This is a genomic window from Paucibacter aquatile (assembly GCF_002885975.1).
Taxonomy (GTDB): domain Bacteria; phylum Pseudomonadota; class Gammaproteobacteria; order Burkholderiales; family Burkholderiaceae_C; genus Paucibacter_A; species Paucibacter_A aquatilis.
In genome coordinates this window covers 1,134,815-1,158,695 of sequence record NZ_POSP01000003.1, presented here as the reverse complement: position 1 = coordinate 1,158,695, position 23,881 = coordinate 1,134,815, and the positions used below count along the sequence as shown (strand labels likewise).

21 protein-coding genes and 1 tRNA gene are annotated in these 23,881 nt (G+C 65.8%); 18 read left to right on the top strand and 4 right to left on the bottom strand.

Going from position 1 to position 23,881, the window contains the following annotated elements; translation table 11 throughout:
- Positions 1 to 37: 37 nt before the first annotated feature.
- The 9 genes from der (at position 38) to C1O66_RS08180 (ending at position 8,814) form a co-directional block, all read left to right on the top strand.
- Entirely contained in the window at positions 38 to 1,375 is a 1,338-nt protein-coding gene (gene der, locus C1O66_RS08220) for a ribosome biogenesis GTPase Der (protein ID WP_102767431.1), read from the top strand.
- 92 nt (positions 1,376 to 1,467) lie between these two features.
- Positions 1,468 to 1,713: an RNA chaperone Hfq gene (hfq, locus tag C1O66_RS08215; protein WP_102767430.1), complete on the top strand. Its 246-nt coding sequence runs from the start codon at positions 1,468 to 1,470 to the stop codon at positions 1,711 to 1,713.
- A 29-nt stretch (positions 1,714 to 1,742) separates the two neighbouring features.
- A complete protein-coding gene (gene hflX / locus C1O66_RS08210) occupies positions 1,743 to 3,053 on the top strand; it encodes a GTPase HflX (protein ID WP_207795920.1) in 1,311 nt (436 codons plus the stop codon).
- Positions 3,054 to 3,055: 2 nt separating this feature from the next.
- Positions 3,056 to 4,375 carry an FtsH protease activity modulator HflK gene (gene hflK, locus C1O66_RS08205; RefSeq protein WP_394341034.1) on the top strand — a complete coding sequence of 440 codons (1,320 nt, stop codon included), beginning with the start codon at positions 3,056 to 3,058 and terminating at the stop codon, positions 4,373 to 4,375.
- 18 nt (positions 4,376 to 4,393) lie between these two features.
- Positions 4,394 to 5,296, top strand: a complete 903-nt coding sequence (hflC, locus tag C1O66_RS08200) for a protease modulator HflC (protein ID WP_102767427.1) — start codon at positions 4,394 to 4,396, stop codon at positions 5,294 to 5,296.
- A 39-nt stretch (positions 5,297 to 5,335) separates the two neighbouring features.
- Positions 5,336 to 5,527, top strand: a complete 192-nt coding sequence (locus C1O66_RS08195) for a DUF2065 domain-containing protein (protein ID WP_102767426.1) — start codon at positions 5,336 to 5,338, stop codon at positions 5,525 to 5,527.
- 123 nt (positions 5,528 to 5,650) lie between these two features.
- Positions 5,651 to 6,814: an ATP phosphoribosyltransferase regulatory subunit gene (locus C1O66_RS08190; RefSeq protein WP_102767425.1), complete on the top strand. Its 1,164-nt coding sequence runs from the start codon at positions 5,651 to 5,653 to the stop codon at positions 6,812 to 6,814.
- Between the two features lie 44 nt (positions 6,815 to 6,858).
- Complete coding sequence (locus C1O66_RS08185; RefSeq protein ID WP_207795919.1) at positions 6,859 to 8,196, top strand: adenylosuccinate synthase; 1,338 nt, start codon at positions 6,859 to 6,861, stop codon at positions 8,194 to 8,196.
- Between the two features lie 96 nt (positions 8,197 to 8,292).
- Entirely contained in the window at positions 8,293 to 8,814 is a 522-nt protein-coding gene (locus C1O66_RS08180) for a phosphoribosyltransferase (protein WP_102767424.1), read from the top strand.
- 506 nt (positions 8,815 to 9,320) lie between these two features.
- Here the strand turns inward: C1O66_RS08180 and C1O66_RS08175 are convergent.
- A tRNA-Leu gene (locus C1O66_RS08175) sits at positions 9,321 to 9,405 on the bottom strand.
- Positions 9,406 to 9,559: 154 nt separating this feature from the next.
- Here C1O66_RS08175 and rnr point away from each other — a divergent pair.
- Positions 9,560 to 11,914 (top strand): ribonuclease R, encoded by a 2,355-nt coding sequence (rnr, locus tag C1O66_RS08170; protein WP_243392865.1) that lies wholly within the window; start codon positions 9,560 to 9,562, stop codon positions 11,912 to 11,914.
- 45 nt (positions 11,915 to 11,959) lie between these two features.
- Here rnr and C1O66_RS08165 read toward each other — a convergent pair whose 3' ends face one another.
- From C1O66_RS08165 to C1O66_RS08155, 3 genes are read right to left on the bottom strand one after another with little or no spacing between them, the layout of a single operon-like run.
- Complete coding sequence (locus tag C1O66_RS08165; protein WP_243392741.1) at positions 11,960 to 13,567, bottom strand: NAD(P)H-hydrate dehydratase; 1,608 nt, start codon at positions 13,565 to 13,567, stop codon at positions 11,960 to 11,962.
- Between the two features lie 12 nt (positions 13,568 to 13,579).
- Positions 13,580 to 14,890 (bottom strand): FAD-dependent oxidoreductase, encoded by a 1,311-nt coding sequence (locus tag C1O66_RS08160; RefSeq protein WP_102767422.1) that lies wholly within the window; start codon positions 14,888 to 14,890, stop codon positions 13,580 to 13,582.
- Between the two features lies 1 nt (position 14,891).
- Entirely contained in the window at positions 14,892 to 16,274 is a 1,383-nt protein-coding gene (locus tag C1O66_RS08155) for an amidase (protein ID WP_102767421.1), read from the bottom strand.
- 209 nt (positions 16,275 to 16,483) lie between these two features.
- Between C1O66_RS08155 and rpsB the strand changes: the two genes are divergently transcribed.
- From rpsB to rseP, 8 genes are all read left to right on the top strand, one after another.
- A complete protein-coding gene (gene rpsB / locus C1O66_RS08150) occupies positions 16,484 to 17,230 on the top strand; it encodes a 30S ribosomal protein S2 (protein ID WP_102767420.1) in 747 nt (248 codons plus the stop codon).
- 124 nt (positions 17,231 to 17,354) lie between these two features.
- Complete coding sequence (gene tsf / locus C1O66_RS08145) at positions 17,355 to 18,251, top strand: translation elongation factor Ts (protein WP_102767419.1); 897 nt, start codon at positions 17,355 to 17,357, stop codon at positions 18,249 to 18,251.
- A 160-nt stretch (positions 18,252 to 18,411) separates the two neighbouring features.
- Positions 18,412 to 19,122 (top strand): UMP kinase, encoded by a 711-nt coding sequence (gene pyrH / locus C1O66_RS08140; RefSeq protein ID WP_102767418.1) that lies wholly within the window; start codon positions 18,412 to 18,414, stop codon positions 19,120 to 19,122.
- 28 nt (positions 19,123 to 19,150) lie between these two features.
- Positions 19,151 to 19,711 carry a ribosome recycling factor gene (gene frr, locus C1O66_RS08135; RefSeq protein ID WP_102767417.1) on the top strand — a complete coding sequence of 187 codons (561 nt, stop codon included), beginning with the start codon at positions 19,151 to 19,153 and terminating at the stop codon, positions 19,709 to 19,711.
- A 14-nt stretch (positions 19,712 to 19,725) separates the two neighbouring features.
- Positions 19,726 to 20,454 (top strand): polyprenyl diphosphate synthase, encoded by a 729-nt coding sequence (gene uppS, locus C1O66_RS08130; RefSeq protein WP_102767416.1) that lies wholly within the window; start codon positions 19,726 to 19,728, stop codon positions 20,452 to 20,454.
- A gap of 5 nt (positions 20,455 to 20,459) precedes the next feature.
- Entirely contained in the window at positions 20,460 to 21,314 is an 855-nt protein-coding gene (locus C1O66_RS08125) for a phosphatidate cytidylyltransferase (RefSeq protein ID WP_102767415.1), read from the top strand.
- Positions 21,311 to 22,510 (top strand): 1-deoxy-D-xylulose-5-phosphate reductoisomerase, encoded by a 1,200-nt coding sequence (locus C1O66_RS08120; RefSeq protein ID WP_102767414.1) that lies wholly within the window; start codon positions 21,311 to 21,313, stop codon positions 22,508 to 22,510. The genes C1O66_RS08125 and C1O66_RS08120 overlap by 4 nt, the downstream gene beginning before the upstream one ends.
- On the top strand, positions 22,507 to 23,874 hold the full coding sequence (gene rseP / locus C1O66_RS08115; RefSeq protein WP_102767413.1) for an RIP metalloprotease RseP: 1,368 nt from the start codon (positions 22,507 to 22,509) through the stop codon (positions 23,872 to 23,874). The genes C1O66_RS08120 and rseP overlap by 4 nt, the downstream gene beginning before the upstream one ends.
- Positions 23,875 to 23,881: the final 7 nt, after the last annotated feature.

Below are 23,881 nucleotides of genomic sequence, written 5' to 3'. Positions count from 1 at the left end.
CCGGCTTTGAACCCCTAGCAGTGAGAACAATAAGAATATGAAACCCGTCATCGCCCTGGTCGGACGCCCCAATGTGGGCAAGTCCACGCTCTTCAACCGGCTGACCAAGAGCCGCGACGCCATCGTCGCGGATTTCGCCGGCCTGACGCGCGACCGCCACTACGGTGACGCGCGTCTGGGTGATCGTGAGTTCATCGTCATCGACACCGGCGGTTTCGAGCCCGACAGCACCACCGGCATCGTCAAGGAAATGGCCAAGCAGACCCGCCAGGCCGTGGCCGAGGCGGATGCCGTGGTCTTTGTGGTCGATGTGCGTCTGGGTCTGTCGGCCCAGGACAGCGACATCGCCCGCTATCTGCGCCAGGCCAACAAGCGCATCTTCCTGGCCGTGAACAAGGCCGAGGGCATGAGCGATTCGCCCCTGCTGGGTGAGTTCCATGAGCTGGGCCTGGGGGAGCCGCACCCGATTTCGGCCTCGCACGGACAGGGCATCCGCAGCCTGCTGGAAGCGGTGCTGGAGCCCTTCGAGTTTGAAGAAGACGAAGAGGCTGCGCCCGAGAACGACGGCGTCATCCGTCTGGCCGTGGCCGGCCGCCCCAATGTGGGCAAGAGCACGCTGATCAACACCTGGCTGGGTGAAGAGCGCCTGGTGGCCTTCGACATGCCGGGCACCACGCGCGACGCCATTGCCGTGCCTTTTGAGCGGAATGGTCAGCAGTTCCAGCTGATCGACACCGCCGGCCTGCGCCGCAAGGGCAAGGTCTTCGAAGCCATCGAAAAGTTCTCGGTGGTCAAGACCTTGCAGGCCATCGCCGACGCCAATGTCGTGCTGCTGCTGCTGGATGCGACCCAAGGCGTGTCCGATCAAGACGCGCACATTGCGGGTTACATCCTGGAGAGCGGCCGTGCCGTGGTGCTGGCCGTCAACAAATGGGACGCCATCGACAGCTACCAGCGCGAGCAGCTGCAGCGCTCGATCGAGCAGCGCCTGGCGTTTTTGAAGTTCGCCCCGATCCACAATATCTCGGCGCTCAAGCGCCAGGGCTTGGGTCCGCTCTGGGGCGCTCTGGCCGATGCCTATGCTTCGGCCTACCGCAAGATGACCACGCCGGTGCTGACGCGCCTGATCCAGGAAGCGGTGGAGCACCAAACGCCCAAACGCAGCGGGCACTTCCGCCCCAAGCTGCGCTACGCCCACCAGGGCGGCATGAATCCGCCTCTGGTGATCGTGCACGGCAATTCGCTGGAAGGCGTGACCGAGGCCTACAAACGCTATCTGGAAGGCCGCATCCGCGCCCACTACAAGCTGGTCGGCACGCCCATGCGCATCGAGATGCGTTCCTCGAAGAATCCCTACAGCGACAAAGACAGCTGAAGCCTGTCTCCCGGGCCCGCAGCGGTGGCGGCCGGCCTGTGTTAAGGTGAACGCCGTTCCCTCCAAATCCCTCTCACAACACGGAGCATATCGTGAGCAACAAAGGCCAACTCCTGCAAGATCCCTTCCTGAACCTGCTGCGCAAGGAGCATGTGCCGGTGTCCATCTACCTGGTCAACGGCATCAAGCTGCAAGGTCACATCGAGTCGTTTGACCAGTATGTGGTTCTGCTGCGCAACACGGTCACGCAGATGGTCTACAAGCACGCCATCTCCACGGTGGTGCCGGGTCGTGCGGTGAATTTCCACACCGCCGACAGCGCTGACGAAGCGCACTGAAACCTGGGCTTTTGCCCCTTGCCCACACCTTGAGTTCCGCTGACTCCACCCACACGTCGCCGCCTTCTGAGGCGGCGCGTGCCATTCTTGTGGGCGTTGATTTCGGCCGCCACGCCAAATCTTCGTTCGCATCCACATTCGATCCCACCCTGGACGAGCTGGCCTTGCTGGCCGAATCCGCCGGCGACACGCCGGTGGCCCGGGTGATCGCCCGCCGCCAGTCGCCCGATGCAGCGCTGTTTGTCGGTTCTGGCAAGGCCGACGAGATCAAGCTGCTGGTGCAGATGCACCAGGCCCACACCGTGCTGTTCGACCAGGCGATCTCGCCGGCGCAGCAGCGCAATCTCGAGCGTGTGCTGGGCGTGCCCGTGGCCGATCGCACCGCCTTGATCCTGGAGATCTTTGCCGCCCGTGCCAAGAGCCATGAAGGCAAGATGCAGGTCGAGCTGGCCCGCTTGCAATACCTGGCCACACGCCTGGTGCGCCGCTGGAGCCATTTGGAGCGCCAGAGCGGCGGCATCGGCATGCGCGGCGGCCCCGGCGAAGCCCAGATCGAGCTGGACCGCCGCATGATCGATGACCGTATCAAGGCCATCAAGGAAAAGCTCAAGAAGGTGCAGCGCCAACGCAGCACCCAGCAGCGCGCCCGCGCCCGCAACAGCGTGTTCCGCGTGTCCTTGGTCGGCTACACCAATGCCGGCAAGTCGACGCTCTTCAATGCCCTGGTCAAGGCGCGCACCTACGCGGCCGACCAGCTCTTCGCCACGCTGGACACCACCACGCGATCGCTCTATCTGGAGCAGGCCGGCACCAGCGTGTCCTTGTCCGACACCGTGGGTTTCATTCGCGACCTGCCGCACAAGCTGGTCGAGGCTTTCCGCGCCACCTTGCAGGAGGCGGCCGATGCCGACCTGCTCTTGCATGTGGTCGACGCAGCTTCGCCCGTGCTGGAAGAGCAAATGCTGGAAGTGGAGCGCGTGCTGGAAGAAATCGGCGCCGACCACATTCCGCAGATCCTGGTCTACAACAAGCAGGACATGCTGGAAGAGAGCCAGCGACCGCGCAGCGGCATGGACTGGATCGAGCGCCAAAGCGATGGCAGCGTCGGCGCGCGCGTGCCGCGTGTCTTCGTCAGCGCGCTCGATGGCAGCGGCCTTGATGTGTTGCGCGAGCAGATCGTGCAGGCCCTGCTGACGCAGCGCCCGGTCGACTTGAATTCCCCAGGTCTCACCCCAGATGCAGGGGTGGACTTCGCCTCACTGGATTCCGACGATTCCGAACAACCGCTGGCAGACGCCGTGACGGGCGACCCTGCCGACACCCATCCCACACAGGCATGAGCATGAACACCTACGAGCGCGTGAGCCCCGAGCGGCCCGTGATGAGCAGCCCCGCTGCCGGCCGCATCAAGCCTCTGGCGGCCGCGGCTGCCGCTTTGCTGCGCGGCCTGTGGCCCCAGAACTGGCGGGCAGGACGTCTGCTGAACAACGGCCGCAATGACGGCCCGCCGGATCTGGATGAGCTCTGGCGTGATTTCAATCGCAAGCTCTCCGGCATGTTCGGTGGCAAGCCCGCCGGCAATGGCGGCAATAACAACAACGGCGACTCGGGTGGCGGCAATAACTACCAGCCCGATATGAAGAGCGCCAGCGTCGGCGCTTTGCTGATCGGCGGCGTGGTGTTGGTCGGTTGGCTGGGCAGCGGCTTCTTCATCGTGCAGGAAGGCCAGCAAGGAGTGATCACCTCCTTTGGCAAGTACAGCAAGACGGTCGATGCCGGCTTCCAGTGGCGCCTGCCGTTCCCCTTCCAGGCCAGCGAGGTGGTCGCCGTGACCCAGCTGCGTCAGGTCGAGGTGGGCCGCAACTCGGTGGTGGCGGCCACGGGGCTGCGTGACTCCTCCATGCTGACGCAGGACGAGAACATCGTCGACATCCGCTTCACCGTGCAGTTCATCCTCAAGGATGCGCGCGACTACCTGTTCGAGAACAACAAGCCCGATGAGGCGGTGATCTTGGCGGCCGAATCGGCCGTGCGCGAGATCGTCGGCAAAAGCAAGATGGACTCGGTGCTGTACGAGCAGCGCGATGCCATCGCGGCCGAGCTGGTCAAGTCGGTGCAGGCCCAGATGGATCGTCTGAAGGCCGGCATCCTGATCAAGGCCGTGAACGTGCAGAACGTGCAGGCGCCCGAGCAGGTGCAGGCTGCCTTCGACGATGCCTTCAAGGCCGGCGCCGACCGCGAGCGCCTGAAGAACGAAGGCCAGGCCTACGCCAACGACGTGATCCCCAAGGCCCAAGGCACTTCGGCGCGCCTGCGCGAAGAGGCCGAGGGTTACAAGGCTCGTGTGGTGGCGCAGGCCGAAGGTGATGCGCAGCGCTTCAAGAGTGTGCTGGCCGAGTACCAGAAGGCACCGGCGGTCACACGCGACCGCCTCTACACCGACACCATGCAGCAGGTCTATTCCAACGTCAGCAAGGTGATGGTGGACAGCCGCAATGGCTCCAACCTGCTGTACCTGCCGTTGGACAAGCTGATCCAGCAGGCCGGTGGCAGTGTCACCAGTACAGTGCCGGCGGCCGTGCCGTCCAGCGAGACCCCGGCCACCGTGGGCAATAACGACATGCGTTCGCGCGACGGCCTGCGCAGCCGCGACGGCCGTTGATTTCAGGGAGTGATAGAGATGAACCGTATTGCCTCCATCGCGGTCGGCGCCCTGATCGCCTTCATGCTGGCCAGCTCCATGCTCTTCATCGTCGACCAGCGCCAGTTCGCGGTCGTCTACGCCCTGGGTGAAATCAAGGAAGTCATCACCGAGCCCGGTCTGAAGGTCAAGCTGCCGCCGCCGCTGCAAAATGCCGTGCTGCTGGACCGCCGCGTGCAGACCCTGGACAGCCCCGAGTCGCGCCCCATCTTCACGGCCGAAAAGAAGAGCCTGGTGATCGACTGGCTGGTGAAGTGGCGCGTGGCCGAGCCGCGCCAGTTCATCCGCAATAACGGCTCCGACATGCGTAACGTCGAGAACCGCCTGAGCCCCATCGTGCAAGCGGCGTTCAACGAAGAAGTGACCAAGCGCACCGTGCTGGCCGTGCTCTCGACCGAGCGCGAGAAGGTCATGAACGATGTGCGCAAGCGCCTGGAAGACGAGGCCAAGCAGTTCGGTATCGAGGTGGTGGATGTACGCATCAAGCGCGTCGACTTCTCCGCCAACATCACCGACTCGGTCTACAACCGCATGAAGTCCGAGCGCCTGCGCGTGGCCAATGAGCTGCGTTCCACCGGTGGGGCGGATGCTGAAAAGATCAAGGCCGATGCCGACCGTCAGCGCGAAGTGATCGTGGCCGAGGCCTACCGCGATGCGCAGAAGATCAAGGGTGAGGGCGATGCCAAGGCTTCGGCCCTGTACGCCGAAGCCTTCGGTCGTGACCCGCAGTTTGCGCAGTTCTACCGCCAGCTGGAGGCTTACCGCAGCACCTTCCGTAACAAGTCGGATGTGATGGTGGTGGACCCGAGCAGCGACTTCTTCAAGGCCATGCGTGGCTCCGGCGCTGCCGGTGGTGCGGCGACCTCCGGTCCGCGCAAGTAAACGCGGCATCGCTGGCAACACGCGAGGAGGGCAGGGCGCATGAGTGGCAACAGCTGGTTGACGGCGCTGGCCTTGATGCTGGTGATCGAAGGCTTGTTGCCCCTGCTCAGCCCGGCCTCCTGGCGCCAGGTCTTCGCCCGCATGCTGGCCATGACCGACGGGCAGATCCGTTTTGTCGGCTTGCTCAGCATGCTGGCGGGGCTGCTCGCTTTGTTGTGGATTTCGCAGTGAAGCGTGTTTGATTTGCGCCGCTGAGCGCGGAAAAACGGGGAAAAGCGGGGAATTGGGGATGCCCGAGGGGCAATCCGGCCGCAGCGCCGGTACAATGCGTTTTTAACCCCCTCCCGAATCCCCATGGCCTCTGCTTGGCTGCTGCCCGAGCATATCGCTGACGTTCTGCCGTCCCAGGCGCGCCGCATCGAAGAGCTGCGCCGCGAGCTTCTGGACATGGCGCGCAGCTACGGTTGCGAGCTGGTGATGCCCCCGCTGCTGGAGCATCTGGACTCGCTGCTCTCCGGAACCGGCCACGCGCTGGACCTGCAAACCTTCAAACTGGTGGATCAGCTCTCGGGTCGAAGCCTCGGCCTGCGCGCGGACACCACGCCCCAGGTGGCTCGCATCGACGCGCACCTGCTGAACCGCGCCGGTGTGACCCGCCTGTGCTACTGCGGCCCGGTGCTGCACACCCGTCCGGCGGGCTTGCATGCGACCCGCGAGCCGCTGCAGTTCGGTATCGAGATCTACGGCCATGCCGGCCTTGAGGCCGATCTGGAAGTGCAGGAGCTTGCCCTCGATGCGGTGCAACGTGCAGGCCTCAAGCACGCCGCCTTGGACATGGGCGATGCCCGTCTGGTGCGTGGTGTGCTGGGTGATCTGCAGCTGTCGGCCTCGCAGCTGGATGCCCTGGTGGCTGCCATGGCCAGCAAGGATGCCGGTTCGCTGCGCGCCTTGTCGGCCGATTTGCCGGCGGCGGTGCAAGCGCATTTGCAAAGCCTGCTGTCGCTGTTCGGGGGTGTCGAGGTGCTGGCGCGTGCGCGCGAGGTCTTGCCTGCGCATCCGCTGATCACGGCCGCGCTCGACGATCTGCAATGGCTGGCTCAGCACCTGCAGCACAGCCATCCGGACATCCGCATCGGCTTTGACCTGGCGGATCTGACGGGCTATGCCTATTACAGCGGCGTGCGCTTCGCGCTCTACGCCGAGGGTTTCAGCGATGCCGTGCTGCGCGGCGGTCGTTACGACGAGGTGGGGGCGGTGTTTGGCCGTCGCCGCCCGGCGGTGGGCTTCAGCCTGGACCTGAAGACGCTCGAGGCCCTGAGCCCGGCCAGCCCCTTGCGGGCGGCGGTCCGGGCGCCCTGGGGCGAGGATGCCGAGTTGCGGGCGGAGGTGCGTCGCCTGCGCGAGGCGGGTGAAACCGTGGTGTGCGTGCTGCCAGGGCATGAACACGAAGGCGACGAATTCGACTGCGACCGCGAGCTGGTCCAGATCGACACTCAGTGGGTGGTGCGCGCGCTCTGAGTCGCGTGTCGCCAGGAATTACTTTTGATCATCGGGTTATCAAGATGAATAGCGAAATCGCTCGTGGCCGCAATGTGGTTGTTGTGGGCACTCAATGGGGTGACGAAGGCAAGGGCAAGGTTGTCGACTGGATGACCGACCATGCCCAGGGCGTGGTGCGTTTCCAGGGTGGCCACAATGCTGGGCACACCTTGGTCATCAAGGGTGTGAAGACCGCGCTGCAGCTGATCCCCTCGGGCATCATGCGCGACGGCGTGGCCTGCTATATCGGCAACGGCGTGGTGGTCGATCCAACCCATCTGCTCGGTGAGATCGAGCGCCTGGAGAAGGCGGGCGTGGAAGTGCGTTCGCGCCTGTTCATCAGCGAGTCCTGCCCGCTGATCCTGCCCTTCCATGTGGAAGTGGACAAGGCTCGCGAAGCCCTGCGTGAAAGCAGCGGCGCTGGCAAGATCGGCACCACCGGCAAGGGCATCGGCCCGGCCTACGAAGACAAGGTCGCCCGTCGCGCCCTGCGCGTGCAGGACCTGAAGCACCCCGATCGCTTCGCCAAGAAGCTGCGCGAGCTGCTGGAGCTGCACAACTTTGCGCTGGCTGGTTATCTGAATGCCAAGGCTCTGGAGTTCCAGCCCATCTTTGATCAGGCCATGAAGATGGCTGAGGTGATCAAGCCCATGATGGCCGATGTGGGCTACATGATCCACAAGGCGCATCTGGCAGGCGCCAACATCCTGTTCGAGGGCGCGCAAGGCACGCTGCTGGACATCGACCACGGCACCTACCCCTATGTCACCTCCAGCAACTGCGTGGCTGGCAATGCCGCTGCGGGCGCCGGCGTGGGCCCGCAGATGCTGCACTACATGCTGGGCATCACCAAGGCCTACACCACCCGCGTCGGCTCGGGCCCGTTCCCGACCGAGCTCGAGTGGGAAAAGGAAGGCACCGTCGGCTACCACCTGTCCACCGTGGGCCAGGAAAAAGGCACCGTGACCGGCCGCGCCCGTCGCTGTGGTTGGTTTGATGCCGCGGCGCTCAAGCGTTCGGTCATCATCAACGGCATCACGGGCCTGTGCATCACCAAGCTCGACGTGCTGGATGGCCTGAGCGAGATCAAGATGTGCGTGGGCTACAAGCTGGCCGACGGCCGCGTGCTCGACATCCTGCCGCTCGATGGCGATGAGATCGTCGGCAGCGAAGCGATTTACGAAACCTTCCCGGGCTGGACCGAGACCACCTTCGGTGCCACCTCCTGGGACGCGTTGCCGCTGAATGCGCGCAATTACCTGCAACGCATCAAGGAAGTCATCGGCGCGCCGATTGATATGGTGTCGACCGGTCCGGACCGCGAGCACACCATCCTGCTGCGTCATCCCTACACGGCCTGAGTCTCGCGCTCGCGCTGCTCTGGCCTCGCTCGCTGCCGGGCCAGTCTTTCTTAGTTTTTTGAGCCTCACCCGCCCACTCCACAGGAGAAACCATCCATGTTGACCGACGACGGCAAGCATCTGTACGTGTCCTGGGACGAATACCACATGCTGACCGAGCGCCTGGCGCTCAAGATCCACGCTTCCGGCTGGGAGTTCGATCAGATCCTGTGCCTGGCCCGTGGTGGCATGCGCCCCGGCGACGTGCTGTCCCGCGTGTTCGACAAGCCGCTGGGCATCATGTCCACCAGCTCCTACCGCGCCGAAGCCGGCACCATCCAGGGCCGCCTGGACATCGCCAAGTACATCACCATGCCCAAGGGCGAGTTGGCCGGCCGCGTGCTGCTGGTCGATGACCTGGCGGATTCCGGCGTGACACTGAAGGCGGTGGTCGAGCGCCTGCGCGGCATGCCGGCGATCAGCGAGCTGCGCTCCGCGGTCATCTGGACCAAGGGTGTGTCCAGCTACACGCCCGACTACTACGTCGAAATGCTGGAAACCAGCCCCTGGATCCACCAGCCCTTCGAAGAGTATGACGACATGCGCCCCGATGCGCTGGCCAAGAAATTTGTTGTCTGAGCCCACGCTGCAGGCCATGCAAAAAGCCGGCGACGCTGACCTGATGCAGGTCGGCGTCGGCCGGCTTTTCTCTTTTTTCTCTACCTTCTTTTTCGCTGCATCCGCACTGTCGGATGCGCGCGTCGCACCTGGTCTCGAGTTGGGTGCGCGCAAGAAAAAAGCCGGTATCTTTCGATACCGGCTTTTCATGGATTTGGTGCCCAGGAGAGGACTCGGTCACATGGCCGCGACCCCGCTTCGCTCCTTTGGAGCGAAGCCTTCTCGTCCTCACGCAAAGTCCGCCGGACTTTGCTTTCTGGGCGCGAGAATGACAAAGGCCGATATCTTGCGATATCGGCCTTTGATGGATTTGGTGCCCAGGAGAGGACTCGGTCACATGGCCGCGACCCCGCTTCGCTCCTTTGGAGCGAAGCCTTCTCGTCCTCACGCAAAGTCCGCCGGACTTTGCTTTCTGGGCGCGAGAATGACAAAGGCCGATATCTTGCGATATCGGCCTTTGATGGATTTGGTGCCCAGGAGAGGACTCGAACCTCCACGGAGTTACCCGCTAGTACCTGAAACTAGTGCGTCTACCAATTCCGCCACCTGGGCAAGGTTCAAAGCTGAGCTCGATTCCAAGTATCTTTCGATCGGTATCGAGTAAGCCCTGTCGTTTCAGGAAAGCAAGGATTCTATCATCAAAAACTTTAAGAACTCAAGTAGCGCGAATGCGAAAGCAGCCGCGCCTGCCGAAACCCCCGGATTGCTGAGCGAGGTCGAGGGCACGCTGCAAGGCCATCGCGATGGCCACGGTTTCTTGCTGCCCGATGTCGGCACGCAAGACATCTACCTTTCGCAGCAGGAAATGCATGCCGTCATGCACGGCGATCGCCTGCGCGTGCGAATCACGCGTTATGACAAGCGCGGCCGGCCCGAGGGTCGGGTGCTGGAGATCCTCGAGCGCAAGAAGAAGCCCATCATCGGCCGTTTGCTGCTTGAGTCCGGCATCTGGCTGGTGGCGCCCGAGGACAAGCGCATGGGGCAGGACATCCTGATTCCCAAGGCCGGCATTGCCAATGCCGTGGCGGGTCAGGTGGTGGCGGTCGAGTTGATCGAGCCGCCTTCGCTTTATGCCCAGCCGGTGGGTCGTGTCGTTGAAGTGCTGGGTGAGATTGACGATCCCGGCATGGAGATCGAGATCGCCGTCCGCAAGTACGACGTGCCGCACCGCTTCAGCGCCGCCACGCTGGCGCAGGCAGCCAAGCTGCCCGAGAAGCTGCGCGCCGTCGATCTCAAAGGCCGCATCGACCTGCGCGATGTCGCCCTGGTCACCATCGACGGCGAAGACGCGCGCGATTTCGACGATGCCGTCTACTGCGAGCCGCACAAGCAGGGGCGAGGCAAGACGGCCTTCAGCGGCTGGCGTCTGTTGGTGGCCATTGCCGACGTCAGCCATTACGTGAAACCCGGCGACCCGCTCGATGGCGACGCTTACGAGCGTGCCACCTCGGTCTACTTCCCGCGCCGCGTGATCCCCATGCTGCCGGAGAAGCTGTCCAACGGCCTGTGCTCCTTGAACCCCTACGAAGACCGCCTGTCCATGGTTTGCGACATGCTGGTCAACGAAAGTGGCGAAGTCTCGGCCTACCAGTTCTACCCGGCCGTGATCCGCTCCCATGCGCGCTTCACTTACAACGAGGTGGCGGCGATTCTTGGCAACACCCATGGCCCCGAGGCTGCCAAGCGCCGCGATCTGGTGCCGCATCTGCTGAACCTGCACGAGGTCTACCGCGCCTTGCTGGGCGAGCGCCACCGCCGCGGTGCCATCGATTTCGACACGGTGGAAACGCAGATCGTCTGCGACGACAACGGCCGCATCGAGAAAATCATCCCGCGCACCCGCAATGAGGCGCACAAGCTGATCGAAGAGGCCATGCTGGCCGCCAATGTCTGCGCGGCCGATTTCATCGAGCATTCCAAGCACGGCTCACTGTTCCGCGTGCACGAGGGTCCCACGCCGGAGAAGCGTGTCGCGCTGCAGGCCTATCTGCGCGCCCTGGGCCTGGGCCTTTCGATCGGCGACAACCCCAAGCCCAGCGAGTACCAGGCCATTGCCGCGGCCACCAAGGACCGGGTCGATGCGACCCAGATCCACGCCATGCTGCTGCGCTCCATGCAGCAGGCGCAGTACACGGCCGCGAACGCCGGGCACTTCGGCCTCAGCTACCAGGCCTACACCCACTTCACCAGCCCGATCCGACGCTACCCCGACTTGCTGGTGCATCGCGTCATCAAGGCCATCCTGTCGGACAAGAAGTACCAGCTCGACGCCGGCAAGATGGATGTGCCCATGCCCGCCAAGCGCCCGGGTCGCGCGGCGCCCATCGATCCGGCCAAGGCCGCGACCGAGCTGGAACGCTGGGAGGTGGTGGGCGCGCATTGCAGCGCCAACGAGCGCCGCGCCGACGAGGCCTCGCGCGATGTGGAAGCCTGGCTCAAGTGCCGCTATATGCGCGAGCATCTGGGCGAGGAGTTTGCCGGCACCGTCAGCGCGGTCACCAGCTTTGGCCTGTTCGTGCAGCTCGACGCCTTGTTCGTCGAGGGCCTGATCCACATCACCGAACTCGGTGGCGAGTACTTCAAGTTCGACGAGGTGCGTCAGGAGCTGCGAGGCGAACGCACCGGCATTCGTTACGCGACGGGTGCCAAGGTGCAGGTGCAGGTGGGCCGCGTTGATCTCGATGCGCGCAAGATTGATTTCCGTCTGGTGCAGGAGAGCGGCGAGGCCAAGCTGCTGGCCCGCGCGGCTCGCGACAAGGCTGGGCAGGGTGCGCGCGCCGCGGCCCTGGCCTTGCCGGTCACTGCCGAGGAGGAGTTGGAGCAATTGCTGAGCCGCGACCGGGAGGTCAAGGCCGTGGCCAAGGCGGCACGTCGCGGCACGGCGGGCCGTAGCCGCAGCGGCGGTGCCAGCAGCCCCGCGGCGCAAGCGCCGCACCCCGTGGAGTTGGCGCGTCAGGTGGCGCGCAAGAACCAGGCGACCAAAGCCAGCAAGTCAGGCAAATCGGCCAAGGCCGGCAAGTCTGCGGCCGCGTCCGCCAAGACGGGTGGCAAGCGACGCTAAGGCTACGGCCTGAGTTGCGGCCTGAGTGCGGGTTCTGACCCGGGCTCAGGCCTGCGCTTGCGCATGGAGCGCATGCATGCGCTCCACCAGATCGGCGGCTCGCAAGGGGCCGCCGATTTGCGTTTCAGCCGCCAGGCCATGCCAGTGGCAGGCGGCGCCGGCCACGCTTGCGGGTTGCAGCGAGGGCGTTTGCGCCCACAGGCCGCCCAGCCATCCGGCCAGCACATCGCCGCTGCCCGGTGTGGCGAGGGCCGCATTGCCGCTGGAGTTGATGGCGATTTGCGGTGTGAGGGGCGTGAGGTGTGAGAGGGGTGTGTGGTCCTGGCTCGGTGATGCGATCACGCTGCCGGAGCCTTTCAGCAGCACCGTGCAGTGCAGCTGATCTGCCAGCTTGCGCGCGCTCTGGAGCCTGTCTGCCTGGACCTCGTTCACCGTGCAGCCCAGCAGGCGCGCGGCCTCCAGTGGGTGGGGTGTCAGCACCGTCGCCAGGCCCAGACCCATGCGAGCCGAGAGCAGGGCGCGCAGTCGGGGCTCGCGGGCCACGGCATTGAGTCCATCGGCATCGAGCACCAGGCGCTCGGCATGGCCCAGCACCTCGGCGATAACGCTGCCGACGACCTCGCCGCCCCCGCAACCGCAGACCACGGTGCGCCCATGCCAGGTGCCTCCCTTGCCATCGGATAACGGGGAATTCCAGCGCATCAGCTCGGGGCGCTGCGGGTCCACTTCGGCGTCGACCGTTGAGTCCAGCAGCCAGGCGTAGACCCGGCCGGCGCCCGCGGCCAAGGCGGCGCGGGCGGCCAGGCGTGCGGCGCCGCGCATGCCCGGTGCACCGCCGATCACGAGCACATCCCCTTGGCTGCCCTTGTGCTGCAGGTGCCGATCGCCGCCCTGGCCGCGCAGCCAGGGCTGAAGGCTGTCGCGCGCGATCAGCTGGGCCAGCGCGGCGCTGCCGCCGAGGTCCACGCCCAGATCGTCAAACCAGATCCGGCCGCACAAAGCGCGGCCCTGGCCGGTGAACAGGCCGGGCTTCAGGGTCAGCAGGCTCAGGCAATGCTGGGCTTGCACAACAGTGGCAGGGCTGGTGCTGCCGTCACCCGGGGCGGGCATGCCGGTGTCGGCCATCAGTCCGCTGGGCAGGTCCACGGCCAGCAGGGCACAGCCGGACCCGCGAGCGGGCAGTGCGTTCAAGCCGCGGATCGCCTCGGCCAGCGCGCCGCCGGGTGCGCGCTGCAGACCCAGCCCCAGCAAGGCGTCGACGGCCAGGCTGCAGCGCTCCGGCGCCTGCCAGCCGGCCTGGATGGGCACGCCGGCGGCTTGGGCGGCGTTCAGGGCTGCTTGCGCATCGGCAGGCCGCTGGCTGCCGGCGCGGCTGGGGTCCATCAGCTGAACCTGAACGGGCAGGCCGTGCTGATGCAGCAGGCGCGCGGCCACCAGGCCGTCGCCGCCGTTGTTGCCGGGCCCGCAGGCGAACAGCACCGGCCCCGCGCCGCGCCGTGGCAAGGCCAGGATCAGGCGCGCCAGAGCCAGACCGGCTCGCTCCATCAAGGGTGGCGAGGGCGAATGGGCCAGGGCTGCAGCCTCGATGGCGCGGCTTTGTGCCGCGCTGTGCAGGGGCAGTGTGTGGGTGGGGTGTTGGAGGTCGAGCAGCACGGCCCCAGCTTGTCAGGCGGAGCGCGTGATGTCCAGCCCGCGGATATCGGGCAGCTCGCTGCCTTGCACTTCACTGGCTGTTTTGCCACTGATTTGATGCGCCAGCACGGCCGCCGCACCGCAGGCCAGGGTCCAGCCTGAATGCGCGAGCGATTGCTGGCCCAGATTGAGCCAGATTCCGGGCTGGCCGCTGGCGCCCAGCACCGGCAGGCCGTCATCAAGAACCAGATGGCTGCCTTGCCACTTCTGCACCTGGCCGGCCTGCATGGCGCCAGGGAACCAGTCGTTCAGGGTCTCGTGCAAGGGCGCCAGGGTGCTGGCCTTCAATTCAAGCGCATGCGGCCGTGGCAGGCTGGAGACGCGCACACGCTGACCGATGCGGGCGATGCCGATCTGGCGCTGCCAGTCCAGCAGGCCGGCCGCCGGGCCCAGATGCGGGTGGGCCTCCAGCACGCGCAGCGGTGCGGTGATCGACAGGGTGTGCAGCTCGCGCCAGCGAGGCTTCAATCCCAGGGCCTTGAGCAGAGGCGCGGCACCGGTGCCGGCGCAGACCAGCACCGCGTCGAAGCGCTCTTCCTGCGGGCCCAGCGGCGCGGGCTGGGTGTCGCCGGCCTCCTGGGGCTCGTTGCGGCGCGGGCTGCTGCCCAGTTGCTCGTCGGTCGGGGTGTATTCGTGCACCAGGCGGGTGGGCGCGCCCGCTTCCAGGCTGCGCACCGTCGTGTGGAAGCGAAAGCGCGCACCCAGGCGCTGCGCTTCGCTGCGCAGCAGGTGGCAGAACTGGCGCGTGTTGCCCACCTCGCCCACGCCCAGTTGCACGCCGCCATGCAGGGCGATCTCGGGGTTGAGGCCGGGCTCCAGGGCCAGGCATTGCGCGGCATCGAGCAGGCGGTGCGGCAGCTCCAGGCGCTGCAGGCGTTCCAGGCCGGCCTGGATGGCCTTCTGATCCTTGTCCTGGCGCAGCAGCACGAGCTGGCCCTCGGCGCGCTCGTGATCCAGCTGCAGATGGCGGCGCAGTGCTTGCAGGCGCTCGAAGCTGAAGCGGGCGAGTTGCAGCAGGCGGTCTTGCGCCTCTTGCGTGGCCGGCTTGCGCTGTTGGCGCCAGCGCTGCCATTGCCAGCCCAGCGGGCCAGCGCCGGGGCGCGGGAAGGCGGGGGCCAGCCAGGGCAGCATCAGGGCCGGCGCGATATGGCCGCCGGTGGCAAAGCTGCCTTCTGCGGCCACGCTGCCGCGGCGCTCGAAGACGGTGACCTGGTGGCCGGCCGCGGCCAGCTCGTAGGCACTGCAGACGCCGGCCACGCCGGCGCCGATGATGGCGATGCGCATCTCAGTGCTCCTCGCCGGAGGTGTGCGCGCGCAGGGCCTGCTCGATGTGCAGGCTCAGGCTCAGGACCTGCTCGTCCTGCAGGGCTGGTGCCCACACCATCAGGCCGACCGGCAACTGGCCCGCCGCATGGCAGGGCAGGGACAGGGCACAGCCATCGAGCAGATTGACCACCGAGGGGTTGCGCAGCAGCAGGGCGTTGGTGGTGAAGAAGGCCTCGTCGCTCAGCAGCAAGGGTTGCAGCAGGGGGGCGACCACCGGCACGGTGGGGCTGAGCACGGCATCGAAGCCTTGCAGCTGCGATTCCATCGCCGCGATCCAGCGGCGGCGGGCGTGGATCAGGTCGATGTAGTCGGCGGCGCTGATGGCCTCGCCGCGGCGGATGCGTGTGGCGACACGGGGGTCGTAGGCGCTGTCGCCGTGGGCGTTCATCAGGGGGCGGTGCCAGGCCCAGCTTTCGGCCGCGGCAAAGCCACCTTGGGCTTGCAGCTGGGGCAGGTCCTGCAAGGCGGGCAGCTGGATCTCTTCGATCTGCGCGCCTTGTTGGCGCAGCAGGCGCAGGCTCGCTTCGAAAGCGGTGCTGACCGCGTCGTCCATGCCGTCGAGGAAATGGTTCTTCACCACGGCAAAGCGGCAGGCGTTCAGCGGCCGTGCTTGCAGGTGCACGGTGCGCGCGGCCAGCACCTCATGCAGCAGCACGGCGTCGCGCACCGAGCGGGTGATGGCGCAGGCGGTGTCGAGTGTTGTGGACAGGGGGATGCAGCCTTCGGTCGGCGTCAGCCGGGCGGTGTTCTTGAAGCCGACCAGGCCTTGCAGGGCGGCCGGGATGCGGATCGAGCCACCGGTGTCCGAGCCCAGGGCGGCCCAGGCGGCGCCGGTGGCCACCGAAACCGCGCCGCCGGAGGTGGAGCCTCCGGGGATGCGCTCGTGGCGATCGAGGGCTTGGGTGACGGGGTTGGCGGGCGTGCCTTGGTGCGGGTTGATACCCACACCGGAGAAGGCGAACTCGCTCATGGTGTTGCGGCCCAGCAGGGCGGCGCCGGCCTGGCGCAGGCGGGCCACCGCGGGGCTGTCGCTGCTTGCGGGCGGATGGCCCTGCAGCAGGCGCGAACCGGCGCTGCTGGTGGCGCCGGCCACATCGAACAAGTCCTTGATGCCGATGGCCAGGCCGCCCAGCCGAGGGCGGGGGGCGCCGGCGCGGGCCGCGGCATCGCTGGCCTCGGCGGCGGCTTGCGCGGCGGGCGCCATGCGATCGAGGGAGTCGTCGATGTAGGCGTGACGGCAGGCGTCGGAATGGGCGGCGTGCTGGCTGGACTGCAGGGCATCCAGAGCGTGAAGGCGGCCTTCATGCAGGGCAGCCAAGGCACTGCTCAGGTCGTTGGGCATAGGTCGTGTATACTCTTTGGGTTTTGCCGGACGCCCTAGGCAATTTTTGCCCGGGGTTTGTGCTGGTGAATCAATCGCAAACCGGCCACTGAGAGGTGTTGCTGCTGCAAGTTGTTGCAAGAGGCCAGGCCCCGTTTGGATATGGGGCAGAGGTCACGAAGCAGAGCAATTCGGGCCGGATTTTAGACACAACCTTCGGAGTTAAAAACATGTCCGTTACGATGCGCGAAATGCTGGAAGCCGGCGTCCACTTTGGTCACCAAACCCGCTTCTGGCACCCCAAGATGGCCCCGTATATCTACGGCCACCGCAACAAGATTCACATCATCAACCTCGAAAAGACGCTGCCTGCGTTCGAAGAGGCTCTGAAGTTCATCCGCCAGCTGTCGGCCAAGCGCGGCACCATCATGATGATTGGCACCAAGCGCCAAGCCCGTGAAGTGGTGGCCCTGGAAGCCCAGCGCGCCGGCGTGCCTTACGTTGACCAACGCTGGTTGGGCGGCATGATGACCAACTTCAAGACGGTCAAGGCCTCGCTGAAGAATCTGAAGGACATGCAAGCCCAGGTCGAAGCCGGCACCCAGCCCGCCATCAAGAAGGAAGCCCTGCTGTTCCAACGCGATCTGGCCAAGCTGGAAAAGAACATCGGCGGCATCCAGGACATGAACGGTCTGCCCGACGCCATCTTCGTGATCGACGTGGGCTTCCACAAGATCGCCGTGGCCGAAGCCAAGAAGCTGGGCATCCCCGTGATCGGCGTGGTTGACACCAACCACTCGCCCGAAGGCATCGACTACGTCATCCCGGGCAACGACGACTCCGCCAAGGCTGTGGCCCTGTACGCTCGCGCCGTCGCTGACGCCGTGATCGAAGGCCGTGCCAACGCCGGCAACGAAGTCGTGCAAGCCGCTGCCCCGGCTGGCGACGAGTTCGTGGAAGTCGCCGAAGGCGCTTGAGTTTCAAGCGGCCAGGCTGACGCCGAATCAAGGGGCTGTGTTCAGCCCCTTTTTTTCAAAGCAAATTGGTTGAAGTGTCTGCCCGCGTGAAACCGGGCAGGTTCATTGAGTAACGGAGAAACAAATGGCTGCAATTACCGCAAGCATGGTCGCTGAGCTGCGCGCCCGCACCGATGCCCCGATGATGGAATGCAAGAAGGCGCTGACCGAAGCCGAAGGCGATCTGGGTCGTGCCGAAGAAATCCTGCGCGTCAAGCTGGGCAACAAGGCGGGCAAGGCCGCTTCGCGCGTGACCGCTGAAGGCGTGGTCGCCTCGGCCGTGGTCGGCGGCGTGGGCGCCCTGCTGGAAGTGAACTGCGAAACCGACTTCGTGTCGAAGAACGATGCCTTCCTGGCTTTCGTGAATGCCGTCGCTGGCCTGATCGCCACCGAAGGCCCGGCCGATGTGGCCGCCCTGTCGGCGCTGCCGCTGTCGCAAGAAGGCTTCGGCCCGACCGTGGAAGACGTGCGCAAGGGTCTGATCGGCAAGATCGGCGAGAACATGTCGATCCGCCGCTTCCAGCGCTATGCATCGGGCACCAAGCTGGCTTCCTACCTGCACGGCACCCGCATCGGCGTGATGGTCGAGTTCGACGGCGACGAAGTGGCCGCCAAGGACGTCGCCATGCACGTGGCCGCCATGAAGCCGGCTGCACTGTCGGCTGCCGAAGTGTCGGCTGAGCTGGTCGAGAAGGAGCGCAAGATCGCTGCCGAGAAGGCCGCCGAGTCCGGCAAGCCTGCTGACATCGTCGCCAAGATGGTGGACGGCGCCGTGCAGAAGTTCCTGAAGGAAGTCTCGCTGCTGGACCAAGTCTTTGTGAAGGCCGCCGACGGCAAGCAAACCGTCGCCGCCATGCTGAAGGACAAGGCCACCACGGTGAAGAGCTTCACCCTGTACGTGGTGGGCGAAGGCATCGAGAAGAAGGTGGACGACTTCGCCGCCGAAGTGGCCGCGCAAGTGGCCGCCGCCAAGGGCCAGTAAGCCCTGAAGCAAACAAAGGGCGCCTCTGGCGCCCTTTACACTTGTGCCCGTTGAAGTCGGCGGCCCCATTCTTGGGCTGCATGGCTGCCTACCCGGCGGTCTGCAGACGCGGCACAAGCCCGACATCCCATTCAGCAACAGCAGCCATCAAGAGGTCCTCATGCCCGCGCTCAAACGCATCCTGCTCAAACTTTCCGGTGAAGCCCTGATGGGCGACGACGCTTTCGGCATCAACCGCGCGACCATCGTGCGCATGGTGCAGGAGATCCGCGAGGTCACCGAGCTCGGCGTGGAGGTGGCGGTGGTCATCGGTGGCGGCAATATCTTCCGCGGTGTCGCGGGCGGCTCGGTCGGCATGGACCGCGCCACGGCCGATTACATGGGCATGCTGGCCACGGTGATGAACTCCCTGGCCCTGGCCGACACCATGCGCCAGGAAGGCATCGTCGCTCGCGTGATGTCGGCCATCGGCATCGAGCAGGTGGTGGAGCCTTATGTGCGCCCCAAGGCCCTGCAGTATCTGGAAGAAGGCAAGGTCGTGGTGTTCGCGGCCGGCACGGGCAACCCCTTCTTCACCACCGACACGGCCGCCGCGCTGCGTGGTGCCGAGATTGGCGCTGAGATCGTGCTCAAGGCCACCAAGGTCGATGGTGTCTACACCGCCGATCCCAAGAAGGACCCGAGTGCGACCCGCTACTCGCGCATCAGCTTTGACGAGGCCATCACCAAGAATCTGCAGGTGCTGGACGCCACCGCTTTCGCGCTGTGCCGCGACCAGAAGCTGCCGATCCGCGTGTTCAGCATCCTCAAGGCCGGCGCGCTCAAGCGCGTGGTGATGGGCGAAGACGAAGGCACGCTGGTGCACGTTTGAGAAACAAAGGTTTTCAAGGTCAAGAATCATGAGCATTGCAGACATCAAGCAGAACGCTGAAGCCAAGATGGCCAAGTCGGTCGAGGCGCTGAAGAACGAGTTGCACAAGATCCGCACCGGCCGCGCCCACCCCGGCATCCTCGATCAGGTCAGTGTCGACTACTACGGCTCCATGGTGCCCGTCACCCAGGTGGCCAATGTGACCTTGCTCGATGCCCGCACCATCAGCGTGCAGCCCTGGGAAAAAGGCATGGGCGCCAAGATCGAGAAGGCGATTCGTGAGTCCGATCTGGGCCTGAACCCGGCCTCGCAAGGCGAGCTGATCCGCGTGCCGATGCCGCCGCTCAACGAAGAGCGCCGCCGCGACCTGACCAAGGTCGTGCGCAACGAAGGCGAAGATGCCAAGATCGCCGTGCGCAATCTGCGCCGCGATGCCAATGAGCAAGCCAAGAAGCTGACCAAGGACAAGCTGATCAGCGAAGACGACGAGCGCCGCAGCCTGGACGATGTGCAGAAGCTGACCGATCGCACCATTGCCGAGATCGACAAGCTGGTCGCGGCCAAAGAAGCCGAAATCCTGGCGGTCTGAGCGAGTTCGCGACAGTGACGACCGAGAAGAAGGCGGTGCCCCGCCATGTGGCCATCGTGATGGATGGCAACGGCCGCTGGGCGAAGAAGCGCTTTCTGCCGCGCTTCTTCGGCCACAAGCAGGGCGTCGATGCCCTGGTCAAGATCGTGCAGGCCTGCATCGATCGCGAGATCGAGTACCTGACGGTGTTTGCCTTCTCCTCGGAGAACTGGAAGCGCCCCAGCGATGAAGTCTCGGGCCTGATGGGTCTGGTGCTGGCAGCCGTGTCGCGCTACCTGGCGCGCATGGGGGCCATGGGGGTGCGCATCCGCATCGTCGGTGACCGCGAGGCAGTGTCTGACAAGCTGCGCAATGCCTGGAACGAGGCCGAGAGCAGCACGGCGCACAACAGCAAGCTGACCCTGTCCGTGGCCTTCAACTACGGCGGCCGCTGGGATGTGGTGCAGGCCTGCAAGGCAGCGATGCAGGCGGGCGTGCCGCCGGCCGAGCTGACCGAAGCGCGCCTGTCCGAGTTCATGGCCATGAACTACGCGCCCGACCCCGACCTCTTCATCCGCACCGGCGGTGAAGTGCGCATCAGCAATTTCCTGCTCTGGCAGGTCGCGTACACCGAGTTTGTGTTCTCCGACTGCCTGTGGCCCGAGTTCGGTGAGGCGCAGCTGGACGCGGCCATCGAGTCTTTCCGTGAACGCGACCGCCGCTTTGGCGGCGTCAAAGAGGCGCCGGCACTGGCTGGCGTTTGAACCCCATGCTCAAAGCCCGCATCATCACGGCCTTGGCCTTGCTGGCCGTTTTGTTGCCCGCTCTGTTCGCCGCCTCGCCCTGGCCTTTCGCCTTGCTGACCCTGCTGATGATCGGCGCGGCCGGTTGGGAGTGGTGCAGGCTCAATGCTGGCGGTGGCCTGCCGGCTCTGGCCTTCGGTGCGGCCTTGGCCGCGGCCTGCGCGGGCACGCTCTGGTTCTTCGGTCTGGCGCCGCGCCCGGCCTGGTGCTGGTGGCTGGCGGGCTTGATCTGGGTGCTGGGCGGGGCCTATGCCTTGCGCGGCGGCCCGGCAGCCTGGCCGCAGGCCTCCAAGGCCCTGCGCCTGCTGCTCGGCGCCCTGGCGCTGTGGGCGGCCTGGGGCGCCATGCTGGAGGCCAAGGCCACCGGCATCAACTTCCTGCTCTCCATCTTTTGCCTGGTCTGGATGGCCGACATCGCCGCCTACTTCGGTGGTCGGACCTTCGGCCGGCGCAAGCTGGCCGTGACCATCAGCCCCGGCAAAAGCTGGGAGGGCGTCTGGACCGGCATGGCCGGCGTGCTCGCCCTGGGTCTGTTCTGGACCTTTGTCATCGACCGCCAGTTCGCGGTCGATTCCGCCAGCCTCTACCAGCGCCTGCTGCAAGGGCAGGGCCTGGCCATCGGCCTGCTGGCTCTGGTTTTCCTGGCCAGCATGAGCGTGGTCGGTGACCTGTTCGAATCCCTGATCAAACGTGCGGTCGGCGCCAAGGACAGCAGCCAGTTGCTGCCGGGCCATGGCGGTGTGCTCGATCGCGTCGATGCCTTGCTGCCGGTCTTCCCGCTGGCCCTGGCGCTGAGTTCCCTGAGTTCCTCCCTGCCATGAGTCTTCATACCCGTCCGCAGCGCATCTGCGTGCTCGGCTCCACCGGTTCCATCGGCGTCAACACCCTGGATGTGCTGGGTCGCCATCCCGAGCGTTACGAAGTCTTCGCGCTGAGCGCCATGAGCCGGGTGGATGCCTTGCTGGCCCAGTGCCTGCAGTGGCAGCCGCGTTTTGCCGTCTTGCCCGATGCGAGCCTGGCCGCGCAGCTGCGCAGCCAATTGCGCGAGCAGGGCAGCCGCACCGAGGTGCTGGACGGCGTGGACAGCTTGTCCGCCGTGGCGGCCCATCCCGAGGTGGACATGGTCATGGCCGCCATCGTCGGCGCGGCCGGCCTGGCGCCCTGCCTGGCGGCAGCAAAAGCGGGCAAGCGCCTGCTGCTGGCCAACAAGGAGGCCATCGTCGTCGGTGGCGCCTTGTTCATGCAGGCGGTGGAGCAAGGCGGTGCCACCTTGCTGCCCATCGATAGCGAGCATTCCGCCATCTTCCAATGCCTGCCCGAGGATCGCAGCACCTGGGCGCAGCGCATCGATCACATCGTGCTCACCGCCTCCGGCGGCCCCTTCCGCCAGCGCGACCCGGCCACCCTGCACGAGGTGACGCCGGCCCAGGCTGTGGCCCACCCGAACTGGGTGATGGGTCGCAAGATCTCGGTCGATTCGGCCACCATGATGAACAAGGCACTTGAGGTGATCGAAGCGCGCTGGCTGTTCTCGCTCAAGCCCGAGCAGATCAAGGTGCTGATCCATCCGCAGAGCATCATCCATTCGATGGTGGTGTGCCGCGACAACTCGGTGCTGGCCCAGCTGGGCACGCCCGATATGCGCGTCCCCATCGCCTACGGCCTGTCCTTCCCCGAGCGCATCGAGGCCGGCGCCAGCCGGCTCGATCTGCTGACCCAGCCCGCGCTGAGCTTTGAAGAGGCGGACGAGCGCCGCTTCCCCGGTCTGTATCTCTCCTGGCAAGCGCTGCGCGCGGCCGAGGGTTCGACCGCCGTACTCAATGCCGCCAACGAAGAGGCCGTCGCAGCCTTCCTCGACGGCCGCCTGCGCTTCGATCACATCCACCGCGTCAATGCCCAGAGTCTGGAGCAGACCCTGCCGCAGGCCGGTGAGTGCAGCAGCGTGGAAGGCTTGCTGGGCCTGGATCAGCGTGCGCGCCGCCAGGCCCTGGCCCTGATTGCGGAGCTCGGCGCGTGAGCACGGTGCTGGCCTTCATCCTGACCCTGGCGGTGCTGGTGGTCGTGCATGAGTACGGGCATTACCGCGTGGCCCGCGCCTGTGGCGTCAAGGTCTTGCGCTTTTCGGTGGGATTTGGCCGCGTGCTCTGGCGCCATCAGCGCACGCCCGATTCGACCGAGTTCACCCTCTGCGCCTTGCCGCTCGGCGGCTATGTGCGCATGCTTGATGAGCGGGAAGGTCCGGTGCCGGCCGGTCTGCGCGAGCAGGCCTTCAACAACCGGCCGCTGCGCCAGCGCGTGGCCGTGGTGGCGGCTGGCCCGCTGGCCAATCTGCTGCTGGCGGCCTTGCTGTTCGCCGGCGTCAACTGGGTCGGTCAAGAGGAGCCCAAGCCCATTCTGGGCGCGCCGCTGACGGGATCCATGGCCGAACGCGCGGGCTTGCGCGCCGGTGACTGGGTGCAGGCCGTGTCCGCCGATGGCCAGCAATGGCGCGAGCTGCAGTCCCTGGCCGAGCTGCGCTGGCAGCTGACCCAGGCCGTGGAGCAGGGCCGCAAACTGCATCTGGAGATCAGCGATGCCCAGGGTCATGGCCGCCGCAGCGTGGCGCTGGACACCGACAGCCTGGGTGCCCATGAGATCGATGCCCAGGTGGTCAGCAAGCTGGGCCTGGGCCCGGCCTTCAGCGAGCCGGTGCTGGGTCGCCTGACGCCTGGTGGCGCGGGCGAGGCGGCTGGGCTCAAGGAGGGCGATCTGGTGCGCCGTGTCGATGGCGTTGCAGTGGCCGATGCCGCCAGCCTGCGCGAGCTGATCCGTCAAGCGGGCCAAAGTGAGCCGGCGCGCAGCATGCAGTGGCAGGTGGAGCGTCACGGCCAGATGGTTGAGCTGGAGGTGCGGCCCAAGGTGATGGTCGATGCCGGCCGCAAGATCGGCCGCATCGAAGCGATGGTGGGCGCAGCGCCTGCCATGGTGCTGGTGCGTTACGGCCTGTGGGATGGCCTGCTTCGGGGCGTCGAACGCACCTGGGATGTTTCGGCCATGACCGTCAAGATGTTCGGCCGTATGCTGGTCGGAGAGGCTTCGCTGAAGAACCTCAGTGGCCCGCTGACGATTGCGGACTACGCGGGTCAGTCAGCGCGGTCGGGTCTGCCGCAGTACCTGGGCTTTCTGGCCTTGGTCAGCGTCAGTTTGGGTGTGCTGAACCTGCTGCCGCTGCCGATGCTCGATGGTGGACACCTGATGTATTATCTTTTCGAGGGTTTGAGCGGCCGCCCCGTCTCGGAGTGGTGGCAAACGCAACTGCAGCGCGCGGGCGCGCTGATCCTGATGCTGATGATGGCTTTGGCCCTTTCCAACGACGTGGCCCGCTTGACGGGCCTGCATTGACTCTACT